General features: G+C 70.7%; 21 protein-coding genes. 8 read left to right on the forward strand and 13 right to left on the reverse strand.

All coding sequences use genetic code 11. The features are described 5' to 3' along the window. Nucleotides 1-17 precede the first annotated feature (17 nt). Nucleotides 18-1,793, reverse strand: coding sequence for a glucan ABC transporter ATP-binding protein/ permease (locus ABC766_RS17280; RefSeq protein ID WP_053611311.1), 1,776 nt, complete (start codon nt 1,791-1,793; stop codon nt 18-20). A 283-nt stretch (nt 1,794-2,076) separates the two neighbouring features. On the opposite strand from ABC766_RS17280, the gene ABC766_RS17285 reads away from it, so the two are divergent. Both ABC766_RS17285 and ABC766_RS17290 read left to right on the forward strand, forming a co-directional pair. After that, entirely contained in the window at nt 2,077-2,850 is a 774-nt protein-coding gene (locus tag ABC766_RS17285) for a motility protein A (RefSeq protein WP_043384792.1), read from the forward strand. 42 nt (nt 2,851-2,892) lie between these two features. Next, nucleotides 2,893-3,726: a flagellar motor protein MotB gene (locus ABC766_RS17290; RefSeq protein WP_345819117.1), complete on the forward strand. Its 834-nt coding sequence runs from the start codon at nt 2,893-2,895 to the stop codon at nt 3,724-3,726. 36 nt (nt 3,727-3,762) lie between these two features. On the opposite strand, the gene ABC766_RS17295 is transcribed toward ABC766_RS17290, so the two are convergent. After that, entirely contained in the window at nt 3,763-4,257 is a 495-nt protein-coding gene (locus ABC766_RS17295; RefSeq protein ID WP_043384797.1) for a CAP domain-containing protein, read from the reverse strand. Nucleotides 4,258-4,463: 206 nt separating this feature from the next. Here ABC766_RS17295 and ABC766_RS17300 point away from each other — a divergent pair, with 206 nt between their 5' ends. Continuing rightward, nucleotides 4,464-5,486, forward strand: coding sequence for a diguanylate cyclase domain-containing protein (locus ABC766_RS17300; protein WP_043759623.1), 1,023 nt, complete (start codon nt 4,464-4,466; stop codon nt 5,484-5,486). Here ABC766_RS17300 and ABC766_RS17305 read toward each other — a convergent pair whose 3' ends face one another. Beyond that, nucleotides 5,487-8,219: a DUF3772 domain-containing protein gene (locus ABC766_RS17305; RefSeq protein WP_345819119.1), complete on the reverse strand. Its 2,733-nt coding sequence runs from the start codon at nt 8,217-8,219 to the stop codon at nt 5,487-5,489. It abuts the gene before it with no gap. Between the two features lie 509 nt (nt 8,220-8,728). Between ABC766_RS17305 and ABC766_RS17310 the strand changes: the two genes are divergently transcribed. Next, nucleotides 8,729-9,277 (forward strand): HNH endonuclease, encoded by a 549-nt coding sequence (locus ABC766_RS17310; RefSeq protein WP_043346385.1) that lies wholly within the window; start codon nt 8,729-8,731, stop codon nt 9,275-9,277. A 16-nt stretch (nt 9,278-9,293) separates the two neighbouring features. Here the strand turns inward: ABC766_RS17310 and ABC766_RS17315 are convergent, their stop codons facing one another. The 3 genes from ABC766_RS17315 to ABC766_RS17325 form a co-directional block, all read right to left on the reverse strand. After that, nucleotides 9,294-9,536 carry a hypothetical protein gene (locus ABC766_RS17315; RefSeq protein ID WP_043759621.1) on the reverse strand — a complete coding sequence of 81 codons (243 nt, stop codon included), beginning with the start codon at nt 9,534-9,536 and terminating at the stop codon, nt 9,294-9,296. Between the two features lie 31 nt (nt 9,537-9,567). After that, a complete protein-coding gene (locus ABC766_RS17320; RefSeq protein ID WP_053611315.1) occupies nt 9,568-10,512 on the reverse strand; it encodes an outer membrane protein in 945 nt (314 codons plus the stop codon). Nucleotides 10,513-10,764: 252 nt separating this feature from the next. Next, nucleotides 10,765-11,739, reverse strand: a complete 975-nt coding sequence (locus tag ABC766_RS17325; protein ID WP_043346381.1) for an outer membrane protein — start codon at nt 11,737-11,739, stop codon at nt 10,765-10,767. A gap of 277 nt (nt 11,740-12,016) precedes the next feature. Between ABC766_RS17325 and ABC766_RS17330 the strand changes: the two genes are divergently transcribed. Continuing rightward, nucleotides 12,017-12,355: an MmcQ/YjbR family DNA-binding protein gene (locus ABC766_RS17330; RefSeq protein WP_043384808.1), complete on the forward strand. Its 339-nt coding sequence runs from the start codon at nt 12,017-12,019 to the stop codon at nt 12,353-12,355. 4 nt (nt 12,356-12,359) lie between these two features. Here ABC766_RS17330 and glmM read toward each other — a convergent pair whose 3' ends face one another. The 6 genes from glmM to pal all read right to left on the reverse strand — a co-directional run bounded on the left by glmM (nt 12,360) and on the right by pal (nt 19,483). Continuing rightward, on the reverse strand, nt 12,360-13,700 hold the full coding sequence (gene glmM, locus ABC766_RS17335) for a phosphoglucosamine mutase (protein WP_345822788.1): 1,341 nt from the start codon (nt 13,698-13,700) through the stop codon (nt 12,360-12,362). A 133-nt stretch (nt 13,701-13,833) separates the two neighbouring features. After that, a complete protein-coding gene (locus ABC766_RS17340) occupies nt 13,834-14,580 on the reverse strand; it encodes a sulfite exporter TauE/SafE family protein (RefSeq protein ID WP_043346365.1) in 747 nt (248 codons plus the stop codon). Nucleotides 14,581-14,803: 223 nt separating this feature from the next. Next, nucleotides 14,804-16,726, reverse strand: coding sequence for an ATP-dependent zinc metalloprotease FtsH (gene ftsH, locus ABC766_RS17345; RefSeq protein WP_043346363.1), 1,923 nt, complete (start codon nt 16,724-16,726; stop codon nt 14,804-14,806). Between the two features lie 3 nt (nt 16,727-16,729). Beyond that, nucleotides 16,730-17,902 (reverse strand): tRNA lysidine(34) synthetase TilS, encoded by a 1,173-nt coding sequence (gene tilS / locus ABC766_RS17350; protein WP_345822790.1) that lies wholly within the window; start codon nt 17,900-17,902, stop codon nt 16,730-16,732. After that, the gene (gene ybgF / locus ABC766_RS17355; protein ID WP_043346361.1) at nt 17,890-18,876 is read right to left on the reverse strand and encodes a tol-pal system protein YbgF; all 987 of its coding nucleotides are present in this window, start codon (nt 18,874-18,876) and stop codon (nt 17,890-17,892) included. The genes tilS and ybgF overlap by 13 nt, the downstream gene beginning before the upstream one ends. 112 nt (nt 18,877-18,988) lie before the next feature. Continuing rightward, on the reverse strand, nt 18,989-19,483 hold the full coding sequence (gene pal / locus ABC766_RS17360; RefSeq protein WP_043346359.1) for a peptidoglycan-associated lipoprotein Pal: 495 nt from the start codon (nt 19,481-19,483) through the stop codon (nt 18,989-18,991). Between the two features lie 352 nt (nt 19,484-19,835). Here pal and ABC766_RS17365 point away from each other — a divergent pair, with 352 nt between their 5' ends. Continuing rightward, complete coding sequence (locus ABC766_RS17365) at nt 19,836-20,240, forward strand: response regulator (RefSeq protein WP_043346357.1); 405 nt, start codon at nt 19,836-19,838, stop codon at nt 20,238-20,240. Nucleotides 20,241-20,309: 69 nt separating this feature from the next. On the opposite strand, the gene ABC766_RS17370 is transcribed toward ABC766_RS17365, so the two are convergent. Next, a complete protein-coding gene (locus ABC766_RS17370; protein WP_345819121.1) occupies nt 20,310-21,344 on the reverse strand; it encodes a WcbI family polysaccharide biosynthesis putative acetyltransferase in 1,035 nt (344 codons plus the stop codon). Nucleotides 21,345-21,418: 74 nt separating this feature from the next. Between ABC766_RS17370 and ABC766_RS17375 the strand changes: the two genes are divergently transcribed. Both ABC766_RS17375 and ABC766_RS17380 read left to right on the forward strand, forming a co-directional pair. Beyond that, a complete protein-coding gene (locus tag ABC766_RS17375) occupies nt 21,419-22,486 on the forward strand; it encodes a GSCFA domain-containing protein (RefSeq protein ID WP_043346353.1) in 1,068 nt (355 codons plus the stop codon). 93 nt (nt 22,487-22,579) lie between these two features. Beyond that, the gene (locus tag ABC766_RS17380) at nt 22,580-23,179 is read left to right on the forward strand and encodes a nitroreductase family protein (RefSeq protein ID WP_043346351.1); all 600 of its coding nucleotides are present in this window, start codon (nt 22,580-22,582) and stop codon (nt 23,177-23,179) included. Nucleotides 23,180-23,328 lie beyond the last annotated feature (149 nt).

Consider the following 23,328-nt stretch of genomic DNA (forward strand, 5'->3'; position numbering starts at 1 on the left):
GCGGCGCCCGGGCAGCCTCACGCGGCCAGCGCCAGCCCCTCGTCGTCCTCCGCCTCCGCCGCCATGAACTGGGCCCGGGCGAGCTCGGCGAAGCGCCCATTCTGCCCCACCAACTGGTCGAAGGTGCCGGCCTCGACGATCCGGCCCTCGTGGAACACCAGGATGCGGTCGGCGTCGCGGATCGTCGCGAGGCGGTGGGCGATCACGAAGGTGGTGCGGCCCTCCATCACGGTCTCCAGCGCGCCCTGGAGCTTGCGCTCGGTGGCCGCGTCCAGCGCCGAGGTCGCCTCGTCGAGGATCAGGATCGGCGGGTTCTTCAGGAGCGCCCGGGCAATCGAGAGCCGCTGGCGCTCGCCCCCCGAGAGCGACCGGCCGCGCTCGCCGATCACCGTGTCGAGCCCGGCGGGCTGGCGCGCCATGAAGGCGCTGGCCTGGGCGCGCTCCAGGGCATCGAGCATCTCGTCATCCGTGGCGTCGGGGCAGCCGACCTGCAGGTTCTCGCGGATCGAGCGGGCGAACAGCATCGGCTCCTGGAACACCACGCCGATGTTGTGGCGGAGGGACGACAGGCCGACGTCGCGGATGTCCATCCCGTCGATGCGGATCGCGCCGGCGGCCGGGTCGAAGCTGCGGTGCAGGAGGCCGAGCGTCGTCGACTTGCCCGATCCGGTGGTGCCCACCAGCGCGATCGTCTCGCCGGGCTTCGCCGAGAACGAGACGCCGTCGAGCGCCTGACGCCGGCCATCGTACGAGAAGGCGACGTCCTCGAAGGTGACCTCGCCGGCAAAGCGCGCCACCTGCCGGGCCTGCGGCCGGTCGGCCACCGCCGGGACGGTGTCGTAGATCTCGAAGAACTCGGCGATCTTGGGCGCCTGCTGGAACAGGCCGTTGACGAAGCCGACCACGTGGTCGAGGCGCGCCACGAAGGCGGTGGCGAGGCTCATGAAGGCCACGACCTCGCCCACCGTGGTGGTGCCGGCCTGATAGAGCCAGATGCCGGTGACGAAGATCGCCGTCATGGTGATGGTCGCCGAGGCGCGGGTCGCCACGTTGGCGAGCGCCCACCAGGACAGGACCGGGATCTGCGCGGCGAGCAGGTTGGTGATGATGCCGCGCATCGCGTCCTTCTCGGCCTTGGCGCGGGTGAAGGACTGGATCACCGCGACGTTGCCGAGCGCGTCGGACGCGTGGGCGGCCAGCCCCGAATTGAATTCCTCGACCTGCCCCTGGAGCGCCTCGGTCCGGCGCATCACGAAGGTGGTGAGCGCCGTGAACGCCAGCACCAGCACCACCAGGATCGAGCCGAGCTGCCAGTTGATCAGGAGGGTCATCGGCAGGAGCACGCCGAGCGAGACCAGGGCGACGAGGTGGTCGCGGAAGAAGCCGAGCCACAGCCACGCCATGCCGTTGGTGCCCTCCAGCATCGCCTTGAGCACCCGGCCGGAATGGTTGGCCGAGTGGAAGGCGAGCGGCAGGTCGAGGACGTGCTCGAAGTAGCTCGCCATCGACGACAGCCGGTTGCGGTGGGCGAGCCGGTCGGCGTGGAGCGCGATGAACACGCCCGCCGCGATGGTGAAGAAGCCGAACGCCACCCAGGCGGCGAGCAGCGGCAGCATGGTGCCCATGGCGTCGCCGCCGCGCTTGAGATGGGTCAGCTGGTCGATGATCCGCCCCATCAGCAGGGGCTCGGCGAAGGCCGCGATCGCCAGGACGACGTTGGTTGCGGCCAAGCCTATGGCCAGCCGACGCTCCGCCTTCAGGAAACCCAGGACCCGCCCGTACAGACGAACCATCGTACCGCTCCGCCACCCCTGGCGCGGCCCGTGTGACCCGGGTCTCACGCCGTCTCTGACGGGTTCGCACGGCCGGCTTCAGCGCCGAATCCGGGTCAAACCCCTCTTGGGAAACGGGTATGCCAGCGCTCGCCTGAACGGGCGATGACGGACTGATACAGGTTCGAAACAGTCGCCTTTACGGTCCGTTCAGCCCGATGTCCTAGGCTCGGCACGGGCCGCCTGCGTCGCGGATGCGAGCGCGGTGCAGCTCTGTCCGGAAAGCCCGTCGGGTCATCGTCCCATGGATCTCGCAACCGGTGTCGGACTGCTGGGCGGCGTCGGCGTGGTGTTCACGCTGATCATGATCGATGGCGGCAACTTCGCCGCCTATTTCGACAAGCATGCGGTCATCGTCATCTTCGGCGGATCGGTCATGGCGACGATCATCCGCTTCCCCTTCGCCACCATCGCCCACGGCCTGCCGATGGGCCTGCGCTACGCCTTCACCATGCGCGCGGTGAGGCCGCACGACCTCATCGAGGAGATCACCACGATCGCCGAGGTGGTCCGCAAGAGCGGGCCCATGGCCCTGGAGAACGTAGAGATCTCCGACCCCTTCCTGGCGCAGGGGGCCCGCTACGTCGCCGACGGCTACGACCGCGAGTTCATCCGCGACACGATGGAGCGCGACCGCGACAACTTCCTCATGCACCTCGACGAAGGCTCGAAGATCTACCGCGCCTTCGGCGACTGCGCCCCGGCCTGGGGCATGATCGGCACGATCCTCGGCATGGTGACGATGTTCGCCAACATGTCCGATCCCTCGAAGCTCGGCCCCGCCATGGCGACCGCGCTTCTGGCCACGCTCTACGGCGCGCTCATCGCCAACCTCGTGGCCCTGCCGATCGCCGACAAGCTGCACGTGAAGCTGGAAGAGGAGGACGTCTCCCGCTCGCTCATCATCGACGGCATCCTGATGATCCGCGACCAGAGGAGCCCGACCCTCGTCCGCGAGATGCTCGTCGCCTACCTGCCGCACCACCACCGCGGGTCGTTCGAGGAGGCGGCCGCGTGACCGCCCGGACCGCCCCGGCGGAGCGCCCGCGGATGGCATGACATGGCCAGGAAGAAGCGCGGCGGCGCGCATGGCGGCCACGGCTGGTTCGTCACCTTCGCCGACCTGATGGCGCTGCTGATGAGCTTCTTCGTGATGATCGCCGCGTATTCGACGCAGGACCAGAAGAAGATGCAGATGGTGGCGGGCTCCATGCGCGACGCCTTCGGCGTGAACACGGAGTCCAAGTTCGCCGGCATCATCGAGACCGACGGCCTGCCGGCCGCCGACCACGTGAAGCACCTGCGCGACATCCCTCCCAAGCAGGCCACCGACCGGACCACGCCGCCACGGCTCGACAAGAGCAGCGAATTCGGCCTGACCGACACCGGCGAGCCGGAGAATTTCGGCCTCGCGGCCGCCTCCCTGCGGCAGGCCCTGCAGAGCCTGCCGGACTTCGCCGAAGTGTCGAAGAACGTCGTGATCGCCCGGACCGAGCAGGGGCTCGACGTGTCGATCGTCGACCAGGACGGGCGCTCGATGTTCCCGGAAGGCTCGACCCGGCCCAACGACCGCACCCGGCGCCTGCTGGAGAAGCTCGGCCCGGCCCTGCGCCAGATGCCGAACCGGATCGCCGTCACGGGCCACACCGCCACGGACCGCCCCGGCCGGCGTCCCGCCGCGCCCCCGTGGGACTTGTCGGCGGGCCGCGCGGTCAGCGTCCGGGAGATCCTGGCCGGCGCCGGCGTTCCGGACGACCGGTTCGCCATGGTCGCCGGCAAGGCCGACACCGAGCCGATGTTCCCCGACAACCCCTACATGCCCGCCAACCGGCGCGTGACGGTGACGCTGCTCAAGGAGGCCCCGCCGGTCCCGAACGTGAAGGGATTGCCGTGAGGACGCCGCGGCGCCGGGCCCGCCGGTCAACCGCTTCTATCGGGCGGTGAGCAGCGCCCAGTAGACCTTGTACTTCGAGCCCGGGGCGTAGGCGGTGGCGATTCCCATCCGGGTCGCTTCGGGCGCCAGCATGGTGGCGTCGTGGGGCGGACTCTCGCGCCAGCCGGAGAAGGCTTCGGCCAGGGTGTGGTAGCCGGCCGAGAGGTTGGCGTTCACGTTGGCGTAGCCGAGCCGTTCCACGGCGGCCTTGACGGTCTGCGCCCGGCTCGGCCGGTCGGCCAGGGCCATCGCGGCCGCCTCGGCCTCGGCCAGGCGCTGCAATTCGGGATCGACCGTCAGGGGCGGCGCGCCGCGGTTGCGGCGGTAGGACGAGATCATGTCGCGGGCCGCCGCGACGTCGATCTGCGCGCTGTTGCTGGCGAGGGGCAGGTAGATGCTCGGCAACGCCGCGGTGCTCGGCGCCTGGGTGGCGCAGCCGCCGAGCAGGGCTGCCGCGGTCAGCGCCGCCGAGCCCGTCGCGCGACCCAGCATCCTGCCCGTGATCCGGCCGAGCCCGCGCCCCGCATGCCGACCGTCCCGATCGCGTCTCGTCACGACTTACCCATCCCTGCGACGGTCGAGCCGCCCCGGCGGGGCATATAGGCGCTGCCGGGCCGTCGCGCATCGGACGATTAGGGCTTCCTCAAAGACCTGTCGTCTAAACGTGCACCGACCTCACGACCGAGCGTTCCCTGACCATGCTGGAGACGCCCCGCGATCGCGCCGTCGATGGGCCTGCCGGCCCGTCGGCCCAGGCCGAATCGGCCACCGATCCCGACGCCGCGGCGACGCTCGCGTTGCAGCAGGCGATCATCCGTGCGCAGGCCGGCCTGCTGGCGCGTCAGGAGCGTTCCCTGGCCGCCGCCGGGACTTGGCTGTGGTCGTGCCGCCTGGATGACGGCGCCCTCGATTGGTCCGGGGGAGTCCACGATCTGTTCGGCATCCCCCGGGGCGCGGCGCTGCACCGCCCGCGGATCCTGGAATTCTACGAGCCGGCCTCGCGGCGGCTGCTGGAGTCGATCCGCCGCCGGGCCATCGCCGGGCACGCAAGCTTCCGGCTCGATGCCGAGATCCGCACCGCCTGCGGCCGGCCGCGTTGGATCCGGATCCGCGCGGCGGTCGAGACCGAGGGCGGACGGCCAGCCCGGCTCTTCGGAACCAAGCAGGACGTCACCGAGGAGATCGCCCGGTTGGCCGAGCTGAGCCGGCGCGCCGACCGCGACCCTCTCACCGGACTGGCGAACCGCCACGCCTTCGAGGCGCAGTTCGACGCCGGATCGTCCGGCGCCGGACCGGATCCCCTCGGTGCCCTGATCCTCATCGACCTCGACGGGTTCAAGCCGGTCAACGACCTCCATGGCCATATCGCCGGTGACCAGTGCATCCGGCGCTCCGCCGCGCGGCTCGCCGCCATCTGCCGGGACGCGGCCCTCGTGGCGCGCATCGGCGGCGACGAATTCGCCGTGCTCCTGCGGGCGCCCGTGGATCTCCGCGCGCTGGCGGAGTGCGGCCGGCGCATCGTCGCCGCCCTGAGCCGGCCGATTCCGTATCGCGGACAGATGGTGCGGATCGGCGCCTCCGTGGGCATCGCCCTGGAGGTCAAGACCGGCATCGCGACGGGCGGCAGCCGGACCCGGCTGTTCGAGCGGGCGGATGCGGCGCTCTACGCCGCCAAGGATGCGGGCGGGAACGCCGTCCGCATCGCCGTCGGGAGCGGCTAGTCAGCCGCCTGCGCTCCGCAGGCTGCGGTCGCGCGGAACCCGGGCCGAGTCGCCCCCCTCCGGGACATCCGTCGGCTGGATGAAGCGGCTGGCGATCTCGCCCATGGCGCTCTGCATCGTGTCGAGGCCCTGCACGGTGACGATGCTGGAGCCGGGCCCGAGCGGCGGGATGAAGCCCGCCTCCGAGAGGGTCGAGAACACGGAGAAGTTCAGGTCGGTCACCACCTTCTGGCCGAGGCTCACGTCCACGATCCAGACGAGCAGCTCGAATTCCAGGAAGGGATCGCCGATCTTCTTGAACACCACCCGGGGCGCGGGCTCCTTCAGGACGTCGGAATGGCCCTGCGCGCAGGCCGCGATCATCTCGGCCGCACGGACCGGGTCCTGGTTGCGCAGGACGCTGACCGTGATGCTGACGCGACCCGTCCGGTCGCCCCGCACCCGGTTCTTCACCACCCCGGAGATCAGGTTCGAGTTCGGCACGATCACGGCCGAGCGGTCGAAGGTCTGGATCTCGGTGGAGCGGACCGAGATCCGCTTCACGATGCCCTCCTGATCGCCGATCACCACCTGGTCGCCGACCCGGATCGGGCGCTCCCACAGGAGCAGCAGCCCGGAGACGAAGTTGTTGACGATCGACTGCAGGCCGAAACCGATACCCACCGACAGGGCGCCGGCCACGATGGTGAGCTTCTCCAGGCTCAGGCCCAGATACGAGAAGGCGAGCGCCAGCGCGATCAGGAAGCCGCAATAGCCCGCCACCGTGGTGATCGAGTTGCGCAGGCCCGCATCGAGGTCCGTGGCCGGCAGGTAGGTGTTCTCCAGCCAGCGCTGCACGCCGCGGGTGATGAACACGCCGACCACCAGGATGCCGATCCCGAAGGCGATGCTGGAGAGCGAGATCGTGACGTCGCCGACCTTGAAGCCGAAGAAGGCCTGCCGGACCGAGGAGACGATGTCGGTGGAATCCAGGCCCCAGGGCGCCAGCACGAGGATCGCGGCCGCGAGGAACAGGACGAGCCGGGCGGCGCCGGTCGCCAGGACAGAGATCTGGTTCAGCGAGCGCTTGCGCAGGCCCGTATTGGCCTGGAGCGTGGTGGCGAGCCGGGTCTCGTCGCTGAGCGCGCGGCCGACGAAGATGTCGACGCTCTGGACCAGCAGGTAAAGCAGGACCAGGACGCTGGCGTCCCAGATCAGCTGGTCGATCAGGAACGCCGCGAAGGCGACGTAGCCGACCAGCGCGCCGAGCCCGATCAGCGCCACCGCGGCCCAGCCGAGCAGCCGCGCCGGCCCGCCGATGCCCGTGGTGGTCTTGGTCGGCACGTAGGGGCCGAAGCAGGCTTCCTCCTCCTGCTCGGTATCGGCGAAGCGGTGGAGGCCGACGGCCAGGATCAGGGCCGTGGCGACCGCCCCGATGCCCCGCGTGGCGATGGAGATCGGCAGGGCCGCCGAGATCCCGGAATTCAGGGCCTCCACGGACTTCACCACGGTGATCACCGTGGCGATGCCGACCGCGAGCCGGGTCAGGCGCGTGGCCGCCGCGTCGCTCACCGGGGCCGGCCGCCACGCCGGCTTCTCGGGGCTGAGCAGCCCGTCGCAGAGGGCCTCCACGAAGGCGATGAAGGCGAGCCCCCCGAGGATCGCGGCGGCCACCGGCAGGAGCCGGGACGGCAGCAGGTTGGTGGCGTCCAGCGCGTAGTAGACCGCGTAGGACCCGGCCACCGCCGGCACCGTGCCGAGCAGGATCACCCGCCAGGCGGCGAGCATCACGGCGCGCCGCGACGGATCGGTCCGGGCGGCGTCCCGGCGGGCGCCCTTGGGGGCGATGTTGCGCCGGCCGAAATACAGCGCCACCGAGATCCCGAAGGCGAGCCCCAGGAACAGCAGGTTGGTGAGGCTGCCGTTGCGCGAGAACAGCAGCCCGATATCCGACACGGCGCTCTGCAGGGCGCGCGTGTCCCGGGGCACGTCGCCCATCACCTTGGTCCAGAGGCCGGGGCCGACCAGGGGCTGGGAGCGCTGGAGCAGGTCGCGGGTGAAGGATTCGCGGCGGCGGTTCGAGACCCGGTCGACGATCTGATCGCCCTGCACCACCAGGGCGCGGGCGAGGCGCTGGGTCTCGTCGATGCGGGTGACGGCGGCCTCGCGCTCGCCGCGCTCGGCGGCGACATCGGCGCTCTCCTGGGTGTCCTTCGGCTTCGGACCGAGCTGGGCGAGGCGCTCGCGCGCGGCCTCCAGCGGCGCGTCGAGCCGGGTGACCAGGGTGCGGATCTCGTCGGTGACCGTGACGGCGCTGTCGCGGATGGCCGTGAGGTCGGCCACCGTCAGGTCCGTATGCCCGAGCTGCTTCTCGCGGGCGTCGAGCTCGGCCTTGGCGGCGTCGAGCTTGGCCCGGACCTTCTTGAACTGCTCGGGGACCTCGGCCTTGGCGGCCGGCGGGGCTGCGGGCTTCGCGTCGGACGGCTTCGCGCCGGTCGCCTGCGCGTCGGGCGCCTTCGTGTCCGGCGCCTTCGTGTCCGGCGCCTTGCCGTCCGCGGGCTTGGTCTCGGGCGCGGGCTTGTGATCCGCGGGCTTGTGATCCGCGGGCTTGGCGGCGGGCGCCGGATCCTGGGCGAAGGCCGGCAGGGTCAGGGCCGCCGGGGTTGCGAACACCAGCGCGGCGAACAGAACGAGCAGGCGGGACAGGCGCGACGCGCCCTCCGGCTTCAGGATCCGCGCTGGGATATGATGCATGAGCAACCTCTCGTCGGGCGCACGGCGGCCGGCCGGGGTCCGGCATCGGCGAATCGGCGGCGATCGGGGACCGGGCGGGCCTCCTGGCGGCCGGGCGCTCTGGGCGAGCAATAGGGCGAAAGCGTGCCCCTGCCCACCCCGGGGCCGGATCCGGCGCCGGACGGCCGCTGTGGGTGCGTCCCCGCGGCCCATCCGGAAAAGCTTCACAAGGGTGTCACGCTGGGATTAGATGAACACCTGATGGACAGGGCCTTTTCGTCGCTACGCGAAAGGGCGCGGCCGGTGGCGATGCCGGCCCGGCCCGGCCGCGTTCCGGATGCTACCGCATCGACCGGCGCCCCCGCGCGCCGGCCCGCCGCCCTGTTGTTCCCTCCGCCTCTCCCGTCAAGCCGTCGCTCCGCGCGCCGGCTCGTCCTGCATCGGCCGCGGGCCGGTTCGGACGGGCCGGCGGGGCGGCGGCCTGGTCCCGCGCGTTCTCCGCGCCAGAGCTAGTCCGAAGAGTCGCGCCGATGATGGATCTCCAAACCCTCGTCCTCAACGCGGATTATCGGCCGCTCTCGTACAATCCGCTCTCCCTCTGGTCGTGGAAGGACGCCTTCACGGCCCTGTTCCTCGACCGCGTCACCCTGGTGGCGAGCTACGACGTCGAGGCACGGTCGCCCTCGCGCTCCCTGCGGGTCCCGAGCGTGGTGGCGCTGAAGAACTACGTGGCGCTGGCCCGCAGCCCGGCCTTCACCCGCTACAACATCTACCTGCGCGACGGGTTCAGCTGCCAGTATTGCGGCCTGCGGCTGCCCTCGGGGGGCCTGACCTTCGACCACGTGGTGCCGCGCTCCCGGGGCGGGCTGTCGAGCTGGGAGAACGTCGTGGCGGCCTGCTCGCCCTGCAACCTGCGGAAGGCCAACCGCACGCCGGCCGAGGCGGACATGCCGCTGATGACCGAACCCCGGCGGCCGACGCGCTACGAGCTGCACCACCGGCAGCCCGAGTTCGACCACCGCCAGTATCATCACACCTGGCTCGATTACCTGTACTGGGACAGCGAGCTGGAGAACTGAGCGCGGCCCGCGGCCCTTACCAGACGGGCTCGCGGCGGGGCGGCTCGTTGTACATCGGGACGTTGGGGTTGCGCGGTAGGTAGTCCCGTATCAGCACCGGCGGCGGGACGGCCGGCACCGGCCGGACCCGCACGACGCGGCGCGTCGGGTGATGCGCCCCGCGGCGCTCCGCGAAGGCCGGCCCATGGACAAGCACGAGACCGGCGAGCAGCGCGGCGCGCGACGTCAGGGGCCACAGCCTCAAGGGACGGTCAGTCATGGTCAGGATCCGGCCGTTGCGGGAGGCGTGATCAGAACTTCACGGCCGCGCCGCCCCGGACGGTGTTCAACTCTGCCTTGTGGCCGTTGAAGTCCTGGAACTGCACGTACTGGTACTCGCCGCGCACCAGGATGTTGGGCGTGATGGCGTATTCCAGGCCGAAGCCGAGGGCGACGCCGCCGATGGTCTTGGTCCGCGCATTCGCCGTCAGCGTCGTCGGCGCGTACGGGATGGTCTGGACACCCTGCCCGGCCGGCGTCGAGCGGTTGAGGGGGAAATTCGGATTGAAGCTCGCGTAGCCGTGATTGTAGACCGCCGCGGGAAGCCCGGTCGTCAGGGCCTGATTCGCAGCATAGGTCGTGGCGCTGTAACCGTAATTCTGGACCGCCACCGTGTCGTTGATCGTCACCTGCCCGATCGCGGCGCCAGCTGTGACGTAGGGGAGCAGGTTGCCGAACGCGTAGCCGGCCCGGGCTCTGATGCTGCCGTAATCGTCGATGCGTGTGTTCGACGTTCCGGACAGATTCACGGTTTCAGAGTTGCCTCCGGATGTGGTCATGATGCGGCTGATGCTGTTGGTCGACCAGCTGTTCTGATTCGTGTGCGTGTAGTCGGCCTCGATACCGAGGACGATGTCGTCGAACTGCACGTTGAACCCGGCGAAGGCGCCGAAGCTGGCACCGTGCGTCCGGGTGCCTGGCAGCGACAGGAATTTCGAGACGCTGAATTCGTTTTCGATATCGCGATAACTGAAGTAATTCGCCAGCGTGGACTGCATCGCGTCGCGCTGTGCTAATCCACCCGAGGTATACCCCCCGTGGCCGCCCAGATACACGCCGCTCCAGTCGACCACCGGAGCCGGGACCGGATCGTAATCGGCGCCGCGCAGGTAATCGTAGTCCAGATCGGCGGCGCGGGCGGTGTTCACGCCGCAGAGACCGAGAACCGCCAGCAGCGGAAAGGTGACGGTACGCATCGGGATCGTCCTGGGACAGCAAGAGACGGCAGCGGATCGAGCCTCACCCCGGTGATACGTCGGTAACCTTAATTCTCCGTTGCTGAACACGATGACGGATTTCCAATCCGGAGATCGCAATCCCGGCGTGACGCGTCGGGTATTGGCGGCGTTCAGGCCCGGATCGACCGGAACGGGGCGTGGAAACGCGAAACGGCGCGGAGAGCCTCCGCGCCGTCGTCGCCTGTCGGTGGGATCGGGACCGAGGCCCGATCAGTACTTGCGCACCAGCGGGCCGGGGATCGGCTCCGGCATCAGCGGCGGCAGCGGGGCCGCCACGAGGCCGCCGAGGTAGTAGCGCAGGCCGATCTTCACATCGTGCGCCTCGATGTCCTTCACCTTGATCGCCTGCAGGCTGCCGGTGCAGCACGGCACGAAGCCCGGTCCCGTCTCGGCCTTGCCGAGGTTCAGGTAGCGGTAGGCCAGTTCGATCTTCAGCGCGTCGGTCACGTTGTAGGCGAGACCGGCATGGAGCGCCCAGGCGAAGCTGCCGGTCGTCTTGTCCTTGTAGAACTTGCTGCCGCTGTTGGTGTTGTACACCGCGTTGCCGTTCGGGTCGTAGACCGGGGCGTACGGGATGCAGCCGCAGCCGGCATTGGTGTAATCGTAGGCGTATGTCGGGCTCGTGAACTGCTGGTTCGTCGAGTAGCTCGAGACGTGGTTGAAGGCGTAGCCGACGCCGCCGCCGATGAACGGCGTGATGCCGTACCACGTGCCGAGGTCGAAATAGGCGTTGGCGAGCACCACCGCGGAATCGAAGTTTCCGCTCGACTTGTTCACGCCGTACGACCCGAGCCCGTTGTCGAAATCGGGGCCCTTGTAATACTCGCTGCCGCGCAGGCCGGTCGAGTAGCGGTACTCGCCGGTGATGTCGCCGCGCAGGAACGGGGTGAACTGGTAGCCGACGCCGACGCCGGCAAAGCCGCCGCCGCCGATCGTGTTGCCGAAGGCGCGGTTGGCGTCCGGATAGCCGGTGTAGTCGTAGGCGTCGCTGTAGCGCGGACGGGTGTAGATGCTCGCGCCCACGTCGCCGCGCAGGTACCAGCCGCCGCCCACCTCGATCGGCGGGGGCGGGGGCGGAGGCGGCGGCGGAAGCAGCAGATCCGCGGCCGCGGCGAGGCAGGGCGCGCCGACGCTCGCCGCGAGCGTCAGGCTACGCACCAAAGCGTTCAGCTTGGAGCGGGCCATGGAGATTCCTTCACTGGACTCGTGAGCCGGACGCGCGGCGCGCGGTCCCGGGGTACGCAGCGAAGGATGGAAGCAACGTCTTAAATCCGGCTTAACGTTAAATGTTAGGCTTGCGCATCCGTTGCCGGCCTGTCGAAACCGTTATCCGGACGCGACTTGCTTGCCTCTGCCGCCGGGGATCCCCAGGTTGGTCCGGTTCATCTGTCTTGGATGGGACCCATGCGCCCCCCGACCATCGCCGCCCGGCTGCCCGGGCTCCGCACCGGCTGACATCCCCATGGGTCCCGAGGACGTACGCATCCTGGCCCCGATGCTGCCCGAGACGGTGACGGGCGCGCACAGCGGCAACCCGGATTTCCGGGTCGGCGGCCGGGTCTTCGCGACCCTCTGGGTCGAGGAGGCCCGGGTGGTGCTGCGCCTCGCGCCCGCGGATCAGGCCGCCCTGTGCGCGGCCGAGCCCGATCTGTTCACGCCCCTGGACGGCGCCTGGGGACGCCGGGGCTGGACCAATCTCGACCTCGATCTCTGCGACGAGGAGACCCTGCGGACGGCGCTGCTGGGGGCGTGGCGCGTGACCGCGCCGCCCGATCTGCGCGCCGCCTACGCGGCGGCCTGACCGGTCAGGCCGCGGCGCGGGTGACGGCGTCGACCACCTCGTCGACCACCGCGTTGACGAGGCCGCGGTCGTCGCCCTCGGCCATGACGCGGATCACCGGCTCGGTGCCCGAGGGGCGGATCACCAGGCGGCCGGCATTGCCGAGCCGCTCGCGGGCGTGCTCGATGGCGCTGACCACACTGTCCTGGCGGAGCGGCTCGCCGCTCCGGTAGCGGACGTTCTTGAGGATCTGCGGCAGCGGGTCGAAGCAGTGGCAGACCTCGCTCACGGGCCGGTTCTGCCGCTGCACCACGCTCAGCAGCTGCAGGGCAGCCACGAGGCCGTCACCTGTGGTCGTGTAGTCCGACATGATGATGTGCCCGGACTGCTCGCCCCCGAGATTGTATCCGTGGGCGCGCATGTGCTCGAGGACGTAGCGGTCCCCCACGGCCGTGCGGGCCAGGGTGAGACCGAGGCCGCCGAGATAGCGCTCCAGGCCGAGATTCGACATGATCGTCGCGACCACACCCGGCTGCGTGAGGCGCTCGTCCTCCTGCCAGGAGCGCGCCACGACCGCCATGAGCTGGTCGCCGTCGACCACATGCCCCTTCTCGTCGACGATCAGCACCCGGTCGGCATCGCCGTCCAGCGCGATGCCGATATCGGCCCGGCGCTCGCGCACCTTGTCGATCAGCGCCGCGGGCGCGGTCGAGCCGACATCCCGGTTGATGTTGAAGCCGTCCGGCTCGGTGCCGATGGCGATGACCTCGGCGCCGAGCTCCCACAGGGTCTCGGGGGCGACCCGGTAGGCCGCGCCGTTGGCGCAGTCGACCACCACCCGCAGGCCGTCCAGGGTCACCTGCCGCGGCAGGGTCCGCTTGGCGAACTCGATGTAGCGGGCATGCACGCTCTCGATGCGCTTGGCCCGGCCAAGATCGTTGGAGCCGGACAGGCGCTTGTGCATGTCGGCGTCGATCAGCCCCTCGATCTCGTGCTCGATCACGTCGTTGAGCTTGAACCCGTCGGGCCCGAACAGCTTGATGCCGTTGTCCTCGAACGGGTTGTGCGAGGCCGAGATCATCACGCCGAGATCGGCCCGCATGGAGCGGGTCAGCATCGCCACGGCCGGCGTCGGCACCGGTCCGAGCAGCAGCACGTCCATGCCCACCGAGGTGAAGCCGGCCACCAGCGCGGTCTCGATCATGTAGCCGGAGAGGCGGGTGTCCTTGCCGATCACCACCCGGTGCCGGTGGTCGCCGCGCTGGAACACGAGGCCCGCGGCCTGCCCGACCTTGAGGGCGAGCTCCGGCGTGATCACGCCGTTGGCCCGGCCCCGGATGCCGTCGGTTCCGAAATACTTGCGCACCATGACGTCTCCGAGACCCGAGGGCGGGCCGGGCAGAGCCTAGCAGATTTCGGTGAAATCCGGAGCCGGACGCTCCCCGACGGTGAATCGGTTGCTTCCCGACAAAGGCGTTCGAAATGGGGCGGCGCGGCGTTTACAGGAGCCGGGGCAGCGCCGACGCCAAGAGGGTGAGGCCCGAGAGCGTGAGCAGGCTCAGCACGAGCCTGCGGAACGCCACTTCGCTGATGCCGCCATAGGCCCGGGTCCCGAGGAGCGTGGGGATCAGCATGGCCAGCAGGACCACGGCCAGCATCGGCAGGACCGGCGGGGTGATGATCCCCGAGGCGAGATAGGTGATCATCGTCACCGCGAGCATCGCGAGGTTGAAGTTCTGGACGATCGTGCGCTGCACGTCGCGCTCGTAGCGGCGCAGGGTGCACCAGAGGGTCGGCAGCACGCCCGTGAAGCCGCCGAGGGCGCCCATGACACCGCCGGCAAGGCCGACGGCGGCGTCGGCGATCCGACCGCCCGCCGTGACCCGCGGGAGGTCCCGGGCGAACAGCATCACCGGGCACCAGACCATCAGCAGGAGGCCGAGCAGGGCCTTGAACCGGTCGGCGTCGAGGCTGGGCAGCAGCAGGACGCCGAGCGGGATACCGGCGAGGCCGCCGAGCACGAAGGGCGCGAGGCTCTTGAGATCGACGCCACGCCGCACCGAGACGGCGGCGACGATCTGGCCGGCGAGCCCCCCGGCCACCGAGAGGATGGCGGCGAGCTTCGGATCGATCACCCAGGCCCAGAACGACAGGGCCACGAGGCCGAAGGCGAAGCCCGACAGACCCTGCACGAAGCCGGCGACGCCGGCGCCCAGGGCGACGACGAGATAGGTCGAGACCGGCATGGAAGCGTTTCTGCGACGGGGTGAGCGTTTGGCCAGTCCGGCCCAACCCCCGGGTGGGCGGCACCGAAGCTTCGGCCGTGTTGGCGCGGCCGAGTCATAAACGAGCCGTCCGGATTGTCACAGGCGGCTGCCGACGCGCCCCGTGCGCGCGTCGCATCCGGCGCCGGCACGAAAAAGGGCGCCGCGGGGCGCCCTTTCCGGTGGTCGTGCTGTTGTCCGTGCCTCAGGCCTGCGGCTGCGGCTCCAGGCCGCCGTCGCTCTCCTTCGGCCGGCCGCGGCCCGCCGAGGGGACCGAGGAGCCCCGGGCCGGGGTCGGCGGCACGTCGCCGCCGTCGCGGATCGGGGGCTGGCCCTTGAGCAGGTTGCGGATCTCCTCGCCCGAGAGGGTCTCGTATTCGAGGAGACCCTGCGCCAGGGCTTCCAGGTCGTCCTTGTGCTCGGCCAGGATGCGGCGCGCCTCCTCCAGACCGGTCTCCACGAGGCGGCGGACCTCGGCGTCGATCTTCTGGGCGGTCGATTCGGAGACCGATTGCTGCCGGCCCATCGACATGCCGAGGAAGACCTCGTCGTTGTTGTCGCCGTACGCGACGGTGCCGAGTTCCGGCGAGAAGCCCCAGCGGGTCACCATCATCTTGGCGAGGCGGGTCGCCTGCTCGATGTCCGACTGGGCGCCCGAGGTCACCTTGTCCTGACCGAAGATCATCTCCTCGGCGATGCGCCCGCCCATCATGATCGCCAGCCGCGAGGTCATCTGCTCGAAGCTCATGGAGAGCTTGTCGCGCTCGGGCAGCTGCATGACCATGCCGAGGGCCCGGCCGCGGGGGATGATCGTCGCCTTGTGCACCGGGTCGGTGGCCGGGACGTTGAGGGCGACGATGGCGTGGCCGCCCTCGTGATAGGCGGTGAGCCGCTTCTCGTCCTCGGTCATCACCAGGGTGCGCCGCTCGGCGCCCATCATGACCTTGTCCTTGGCGTCCTCGAACTCGTGCATCGTCACGATGCGCTTGCCGCGGCGGGCCGCCAGCAGGGCCGATTCGTTGACGAGGTTCATCAGGTCGGCGCCCGAGAAGCCCGGGGTGCCGCGCGCGATGGTCTTAAGGTCGACATCGGGGGCCAACGGCACCTTGCGGACGTGGACGCGCAGGATGCGCTCGCGGCCGGTGACGTCCGGGTTCGGCACCATGATCTGGCGGTCGAACCGGCCGGGCCGCAGCAGGGCCGGGTCGAGGACGTCGGGGCGGTTGGTCGCCGCGATGATGATGACGCCCTCGTTGGCCTCGAACCCGTCCATCTCCACGAGGAGCTGGTTCAGGGTCTGCTCGCGCTCGTCGTTGCCGCCGCCGAGGCCGGCGCCGCGGTGGCGGCCAACCGCGTCGATCTCGTCGATGAAGATGATGCAGGGGGCATTCTTCTTGGCCTGCTCGAACATGTCGCGCACGCGGCTGGCGCCGACGCCCACGAACATCTCGACGAAGTCCGAGCCCGAGATGGTGAAGAACGGCACGTTGGCCTCGCCCGCGACCGCCCGGGCGATCAGGGTCTTACCGGTACCGGGCGGGCCGACGAGCAGCACGCCGCGCGGGATCCGGCCGCCGAGCCGCTGGAATTTTTGGGGGTCGCGGAGGAATTCCACGATCTCCTGGAGGTCTTCCTTGGCCTCCTCGACGCCCGCCACATCGTCGAACGACACGCGGCCATGGGCCTCGTTCAGGAGCTTCGCCTTCGACTTGCCGAACCCCATGGCGCGGCCGGCGCCGGACTGCATCTGGCGCGAGAGGAAGATCCAGGCGCCGATGAAGACGAGGATCGGCAGCCAGCTCACGAGGAGCTGGATGAACCAGGGGGTGTTGTCCGACGGCGGACGGGCGGTGATCTGCACGCCCTTGCCCTGGAGCTTGGAGACCAGGCTCGGGTCGTTGGGCGCGTAGCTCGTGAAGTTGCCGCCGCCGACATAGGTGCCGGACACGTCCTGCCCGGAGATCACCACCGACTGGATCTTGCCGGCATCGGCGTCGTTCAGGAGCTGGCTGTAGGCGATCTCGCTGCCGCCGCCCCGGTGCCCCGGGTTCTGGAACAGGGTGACCAGGGCCAGCACCAGTAGGAAGATGACGACCCACAAGGCAAAGTTGCGAAAATTCGGGTTCATCGATCAATCCTTGGCGCGTGCGACCCCCAGGACGGAGATGCCACGCGGCTGTTCCGGTCCATCCGTGCACACGTCACCAATGTAGGCGGGGGGCTCTCCCTTGCCAAGTAATTCGGGAGCCCCTGCGGCGAGGGCAGCACCTGCCCCCGTGCTTCGGCGCGGCGGAGCGGGGGCGAGGCTCACGGCTCCCCCCGAATCGGCGGAGACGAGAAACCCCGCCAGGGTGCGCCGGATCGGTTCCCGGCGGCGCAGGGCCGGGAGGAGCGATTCGAGGACCAGGGCCTCGAGGCGTTCGAGGCGGCGCGGTGCCGCGCCGGCCCGGGTCAGGGCGAGATCGAGGCAGCGCAGGACCACGGCATCCGGCAGAACCGCCAGGGCGGCTCCGTCGAGGCGCAGACCCGTCCCCGTCCCCGTCTCCGGTCCGGGCCGCCCCATCCTGTCGAGGGCCTGCTCCGCCGCGCTCCGGAGCGCGGCCTCGTCGCGGGCGGCGCGCTCGGCGAGCCGGGCGAGACGCGCCGGGGTCAGGCCCTCGCGTTCCAGAACCGGCCAAGCCTCGCGCAGGCGGCCGCGGGCGAAGCGCGGATTCCCATTGGCGGGATCGCGGACATACGCGATGCCGCGCTCCTCGCACCACGCCACCAGGGTCGCCTTCGGCAGGTGCAGGAACGGGCGCCCGAGGCTGAGGCCGGCGGCCAAGGTCCGCTCCGCGCGCATGCCGGCAAGCCCCGCGAGGCCGCTGCCGGCCGCGAGCCGCATCAGCACCGTCTCGGCCTGGTCATCCTGCGTATGTCCGGTGAGCACGAGACCGGCGCCGATCGCCGCGGCCTGAGCGGCGAGCAGGGCGTAGCGGGCGGTGCGGGCCGCATCCTGCAGGCCGGTGCCGGGCTTCGCGCCCGCCCAGGTCAGGAGTGCATGGGGCAGGCCCAGATCCCGGGCGGCACGGCCGACGCCCTCGGCCTCGGCTTTCGAGCCCGGTCGAAGGCCGTGATCCACGGTGGCGACCTGCACGGCGACCGGGCCAGCGTCGCGCAGGGCAGCGGCGGCATACAGCAGGGCGCTCGAATCGGGGCCGCCCGAGACGGCGAGGAGGACACCCCGCCCGCCGCGCGCGGCCGGATCGAGCCAGGGGCGGAGGGCGCCGAGGACCGGGTCGCCCGGGTCGCTCAGGCGCCGCAGCGGGCGCGCTTCTGTTCGCGGGCGACGCCCTGACGGACGCCGCTGCCGGCATTGGGGAATTTCCGGTCGAGCTCGGCCAGGGTCGCGCAGGCCTGCTCGCGGGCGCCGAGCGCGTTGAGCGTGACGCCGAGCTTCAGCATGGCATCGGGCGCCTGGGAGGAGCGGGCGTAGTCGGTGGAGACCTTCAGGAACTGCTCGGCGGCCTCGCGGTTGCGGCCGCGGGCGAGGTAGCTCTCGCCGAGCCAGTAGGTCGCGCCGGCGACGCGGTTGTCGCGGGGATGCGACTGGATGAACTGGCGCAGGCCCATCTCGGCCTGCTCGTACTGCTTGGCCCGGTACAGCTCGACCGCGGCATCGTAATCGGCGGCCGGATCGCCCGTCCGGGTTGCCGCGACGCTCTCGGAGGGCCGCGCCGGGATCGCCCCGGTCCGGGCCGGCGGCCGCAGGTCCACGGGCTCGTCGTAGCCGGGGGCGCCGGCCTCCGCGTCCTCGTCCTCCCCGTTGATCGCACCCTGCGGCAGGCGCTGCGGCCGGGGCGCAGCCTCGGCCGCCTCGACGGCCTCCCGGGGCGGCAGCGGCGCCGAGGGCTGGGTGCTGCCGAGCTGCATCGGGGTGCCCGGGGCGCCGGGGGCCTGGGCCGGGTCGAAGGCGTCGCCGCGCTTGCCGGGGCGTCCGGCGCCCGGATTCCCGCCGTTGACGGGGCCCGACGGCGCGGGAGCGGCCGAGGGCTTGCCGCCCTTGCCCTCGTTCAGGCGGAACTCGACGTCCTCCTGGAACTTGCGCAGCTGCTCCTTGAGCTGGCGGTTCTCGTACTGGAGGGTCTCGATCTGGCCGGCCATGAGCCGGGACTGGTTCTCGATGCGGCCGAGGCGCACCACCAGCTCGGAGGCATCCTGCGCGACGGCCGGGTGGCCGAGGAGCACGGCTCCCAGGATCGTGGTGAGCGCGAGGCGAGTGCGAAGACGGGCGGACATGGTGGGGGTGCGATCCGGTGGCGGCGCGAGGCCCTAACAGATGCGCCGCACCGCGGCAAAACTGCGGCGCGGCGGCGGCCGGGGCCGCCTCCGGGTAACGCGTCGCGACGGCTTACGCTCCGGCGCCGCGGTCGAGGACGATCACCGCCCGGCGGTTCTGCGACCAGCAGGAGATGTCGTTGCACACCGCCACCGGCCGCTCCTTGCCGTACGACACCGTCCGCATGCGGTTGCCCGCGATGCCGCGGGTGGCGAGGTAGTCGTTCACCGCCTGGGCCCGGCGGGCGCCCAGGGAGAAGTTGTACTCGCGGGTGCCGCGCTCGTCGGCATGGCCCTCGATGATGAAGGTGTAGCGCGGGTAGCGCTGCAGCCATGCGGCCTGCTTGTCGAGGGTGGCGGTCGCGGTGGGCGTCAGGTCGGTGGAATCCGATTCGAAGAAGACCCGGTCGCCGATATTGACGACGAAGTCCTGCGCGCTGCCCGGGGTCGCGGCGCCGGCCCCGAAGGCGGAGGCGTCGGCGAGGTCCTTGTCGTTGCTGCAGGCGCCGAGGCCGAGGGCGGCGACGAGGGCGAGGCCGAGGGCGGCGGCGCGGAAACGCTGGGGCATGGTCTGAAAAACTCCTCGAGCGGTGCCGAAGGCCGGCTGCGGGTCTTCGAGGCGGGTCCGCATAGTCCTGGCGCCGTTGGTAGGCGGGGATGGTTAAGCGACGGTTCCGTCGCGCGGCGCGGCGGCCGTGGTGACGGTCCGCACCGAGCGATGGCGTGCGCTGACGCACCCGGGACACGCCCGGAATGCGGCGGCGGCGGGGCGGACGGAGGCGAAGGGCCATTTCGGCCGTGTCGGTTGCGGCGCGGCAACAGGCGCGGGGCTTCCGCACCGTAACGGTTCCGGCCGGGACCTTAAGGAATCCTCAACCCTAACGCTTCCTAATCGACGGGCCGAAAACCGGACCTCCGTCATGCGCCCCGCCCAGTGCGTCCTCATCGTCGAGGACAGCTACCTGCTCCTCGAGATCATCGCGAGCCTGTGCGAGACGCACGGCATCCGGGTGATCGAGGCCTCGACGGGCGAGGCGGCGCTGACCGTCCTGCGCGACCGGGGCGATGCGATCGACTGGCTGTTCACCGACATCCACCTGCCGGGGCTGATCGACGGCTGGACCGTGGCCCATGCCTTCCGGGCGATCCATCCGGACCGTCCGGTGGTCTACTCCTCGACGGACACGAACCGCCGCAGCGGCGTGCCGGGCAGCCTGTTCCTGCGCAAGCCCTTCCAGGTGCAGGAGGTCAACCGGCTGGTCCGGATGATGGTCGAGGGCCTCGGCGCGACCGACTGCGACAGCCAACTCTGCACGGCAGGCTGAGACGCCGCCTCCCGGATCACGGGCCGTCCGCATCCTTCGGTCGGACGCCCTTCGCGGCCGGAGACGGCCTCAACCGCGCCGGAACAGCGCGACGATCTCCGGCGCGCCGAGCCAAGCGTCCACCCGGGGACAGGCGAGATCCCCGGGGGACGTCGCGTCGTAGATGGCAAAACTCGCCGCGATGAAGCCCGAGAGGTCGTAGAGCACCGGGAAGTCGTCGCCCCGGGGCTTGGCCTTGAACAGGTATGAGCCGGTCAGCCCGAAATGCTCGGCGATGGGCGGGTAGAGCGGCCAGACCACGTCCTGAGCCAGCTCGTCGCCGAGATAATCCTCGATCTCCACGGGCTCGGGCGTGAGCCCGTTCTCCAGCAGCAGCCGCCGGGCGATGTCGCCGAGGACATGGACCTTGGGATGGTTCATCAGATGCATGAAGGCGCCGCGGCGCGCCCAGCGGGTCACCTCCCGCTCCAGCCCGAAGCCCAGGGCATCCGCCGCGCCGACGAGTTCGCGCACCGCCGGATCCCAATGGTCGAGATAGCCCAGGCGGGCGAACACCTCCTCGCGGAACAGGCCGGCGGTGCGCTGCGGCTCGAGGCCGAGCCGGTGGGCGGTGAGGACGATCGCCGAGTGGTACTGGCCCATCGGCGACGGCGCGAGCTTCAGGGCGGCGAGGTCCGAGGCCTGGCCGGCATAGACCATGTCCGGGTGGAAGGCCGAGAACACGATCGACGGGAAGAGCTTGAGCCGCGGGTCGGCCGCGCGCAGAGTGGCGACGTCGCCGCCCGGGATCAGCCCGGCCGGGAAGGCCTGCGAGAAGACGTGGTCGTGGGCGCGCAGGGTCCGGATCAAGCCGTCGACATGGCCGTGGTCGCGCTTCAGCGAGCCCATGGGCAGGTAGCGGACCGGGCTCTTCGGCGCGAGCAGGCGCATGGCCCGGGCGATGCCCCGCGCCTGGCAATTGCCCAGCACCGCGATGCTCGGCCCGTCACGGGTCGTGGCGGCGCGGGCGCGGTTCCGCCATGGTGTCGCCCAGGTGGGCGCCCAACTGGGTGTCGCGAGGGTGAACGCGCTGCGGGCGCGCCGGGGCAGGTCGTTCAGGGCCACGTCGCGTGCCGGTGTCAGCGGACGGGTCAGCGCCCCCGAGGGCCTGCCGCCGTCGTGAAGAAGAGGGTTCGAAGATGGCGTTGAATCCGTATACGGGTCTACCGGCCGAGCGATTCTGGCGCAAGGTCGTCACCAACGTGCCGCCCTTCGCGGTCAATCCGCACCCGAAGGACACGTTCGTCATCGGGCCGACCGACAAGGTCGCCACCGGCGGCTCCTGCTTCGCGCAGCGGGTGGCCGAGGCGGTGCGCGGCGCCGGCTTCAACTATTACCTGACCGAGCCGCCGCCCCCCGGCATGAGCGCCGAGGAGGCCAATGCCCGGCAGTTCGGCACGTTCTCGGCGCGCTACGGCAACCTCTACTACACGCGCCAGTTCGTGCAGCTGTTCGACCGGGCCTACGGCAAGTTCGAGCCGGAGCTGAAGGCGTGGCTGCGGGACGACGGCCGCTACGTCGACCCGTTCCGCCCCACGGTCGAGCCGGCGGGCTTCGCCAGCGAGGCCGAGGTGGTCGCGGCGCGCGACGCGCATCTCGCCGAGGTGCGCCGCCTGTTCGAGACCCTGGACGTGTTCGTGCTGACGCTCGGCCTCACGGAAGGCTGGCGCTGGCGGGCCGACGGGGCGGCGCTGCCGCTCGCCCCCGGGGTCGCGGGCGGGACCTTCGATCCGGACCTCTACGAATGCGTCAATGCCGGCGCGGGCGAGGTGCTCGGCGACCTCAACGGCTTCCTCGACCGGCTCTGGAGCGTGAACCCGAAGGCGCGGGTGATCTTCACGGTCTCGCCGGTGCCGATGATCGCCACCTACATGGACCGGCACGTGATGGAGTCGAACAGCTACTCCAAGTCGGTGCTGCGGGTGGCGGCCGGCGAGGTGGTCGGCCGCGGCGACCCGCGGGCGGTCTACTTCCCCGCCTACGACATCGTCACGAGCAACGTGAATGCCGGGCGCTACTACAACGAGGACCAGCGCACCATCAACGATGCGGGCGTCCGCCACGTGATGCGCCTGTTCCTGGCGACCTTCGCCCGCGACCGGGTCTCGCCGGCGCCGACCCACGCCCCCGTGGACCTCGCGGCGGAGTTCGAGGGCAATGCCGGCGTGATCTGCGACGAGGAGGAGATCGAGCGCAGCGTGGCCTAGGGTCGGCATCGGGTCGGCATCGGGTTTGCCTCCGGGCAGGCGTTTCGGGCAAGCTCGGCCGCCCGGGCGCCCCGCCCTTCGGAGACGAATCCCTTGAGCCTGCCCCCGCCCCGCCGCGCCGACCACGACATCGATCCGGTCTTCGTGAAGCGGCACTCGCCCCGCGCCTTCACGGGCGAGGCCGTGCCCGAAGCCGAGCTGATGCGGATGATCGAGGCGGCGCGCTGGTCGCCCTCCGCCTACAACTCGCAGCCCTGGCGCTTCCTCTACGCGCTCCGCGGCGACGCCCACTGGGAGACCTTCCTCGGCCTGCTCGTGCCCGGCAACCAGAAATGGGTATCCGGCACCGGCGCGATCCTGTTCCTGGTCTCGAACGGGCTCATGAAGGTCGGCGACGAGCTCAAGCCCTCCTACAGCCACTCCTTCGACGCCGGCACCGCCTCGCTGGCCTTCCAGCTCCAGGCGATCCACCAGGGCTGGCACGCCCACGGCATGGTCGGCTTCGACCATGTCCGTGCCCCCGAGATCCTGCGCCTGCCCGAGAACCACCGGATCGAGGCCGCCTTCGCGGTCGGCCGCAAGACGCCCGAGGCCGAACTCACCGAGGAGCAGCGGCCCCGCGAGACGCCGAACGGCCGCCGGCCGATCACCGACTTCACCATCGCGGGTCCGTTCCCGCCCGCCGCGGACTGAGACGGGCCGGAACCGGTGCCTTCGACCAGGGATTGTGTCCGCAGCGCAACGTCGTGGCCGGCCTGGGGCTCACCGCCGCAGGTCGGACATGCCGGGTGGCGGATCGCCGGGCCTGCACCGATCCGGTCCGCCCTGCGACGAATCGGGAG

The sequence above is a fragment of the Methylobacterium fujisawaense genome, from assembly GCF_039619325.1.
Taxonomy (GTDB): Bacteria; Pseudomonadota; Alphaproteobacteria; order Rhizobiales; family Beijerinckiaceae; genus Methylobacterium; species Methylobacterium fujisawaense.

Excerpts from the sequence above, each read along its gene's own strand:
- ABC766_RS17300 (WP_043759623.1), top strand. The coding sequence starts at position 4,464 with ATGCTGGAGACGCCCCGCGATCGCGCCGTCGATGGGCCTGCCGGCCCG.
- ABC766_RS17340 (WP_043346365.1), bottom strand. The coding sequence starts at position 14,580 with ATGCCGGTCTCGACCTATCTCGTCGTCGCCCTGGGCGCCGGCGTCGCC.
- ABC766_RS17365 (WP_043346357.1), top strand. The coding sequence starts at position 19,836 with ATGCGCCCCGCCCAGTGCGTCCTCATCGTCGAGGACAGCTACCTGCTC.
- ABC766_RS17315 (WP_043759621.1), bottom strand. The coding sequence starts at position 9,536 with ATGACTGACCGTCCCTTGAGGCTGTGGCCCCTGACGTCGCGCGCCGCG.
- ABC766_RS17305 (WP_345819119.1), bottom strand. The coding sequence starts at position 8,219 with ATGCATCATATCCCAGCGCGGATCCTGAAGCCGGAGGGCGCGTCGCGC.
- ABC766_RS17280 (WP_053611311.1), bottom strand. The coding sequence starts at position 1,793 with ATGGTTCGTCTGTACGGGCGGGTCCTGGGTTTCCTGAAGGCGGAGCGT.
- pal (WP_043346359.1), bottom strand. The coding sequence starts at position 19,483 with ATGCCCCAGCGTTTCCGCGCCGCCGCCCTCGGCCTCGCCCTCGTCGCC.
- ABC766_RS17325 (WP_043346381.1), bottom strand. The coding sequence starts at position 11,739 with ATGGCCCGCTCCAAGCTGAACGCTTTGGTGCGTAGCCTGACGCTCGCG.
- ABC766_RS17330 (WP_043384808.1), top strand. The coding sequence starts at position 12,017 with ATGGGTCCCGAGGACGTACGCATCCTGGCCCCGATGCTGCCCGAGACG.
- ABC766_RS17295 (WP_043384797.1), bottom strand. The coding sequence starts at position 4,257 with ATGCTGGGTCGCGCGACGGGCTCGGCGGCGCTGACCGCGGCAGCCCTG.
- ABC766_RS17290 (WP_345819117.1), top strand. The coding sequence starts at position 2,893 with ATGGCCAGGAAGAAGCGCGGCGGCGCGCATGGCGGCCACGGCTGGTTC.
- ABC766_RS17310 (WP_043346385.1), top strand. The coding sequence starts at position 8,729 with ATGATGGATCTCCAAACCCTCGTCCTCAACGCGGATTATCGGCCGCTC.
- ABC766_RS17375 (WP_043346353.1), top strand. The coding sequence starts at position 21,419 with ATGGCGTTGAATCCGTATACGGGTCTACCGGCCGAGCGATTCTGGCGC.
- ftsH (WP_043346363.1), bottom strand. The coding sequence starts at position 16,726 with ATGAACCCGAATTTTCGCAACTTTGCCTTGTGGGTCGTCATCTTCCTA.
- ABC766_RS17285 (WP_043384792.1), top strand. The coding sequence starts at position 2,077 with ATGGATCTCGCAACCGGTGTCGGACTGCTGGGCGGCGTCGGCGTGGTG.
- ABC766_RS17320 (WP_053611315.1), bottom strand. The coding sequence starts at position 10,512 with ATGCGTACCGTCACCTTTCCGCTGCTGGCGGTTCTCGGTCTCTGCGGC.
- ybgF (WP_043346361.1), bottom strand. The coding sequence starts at position 18,876 with ATGTCCGCCCGTCTTCGCACTCGCCTCGCGCTCACCACGATCCTGGGA.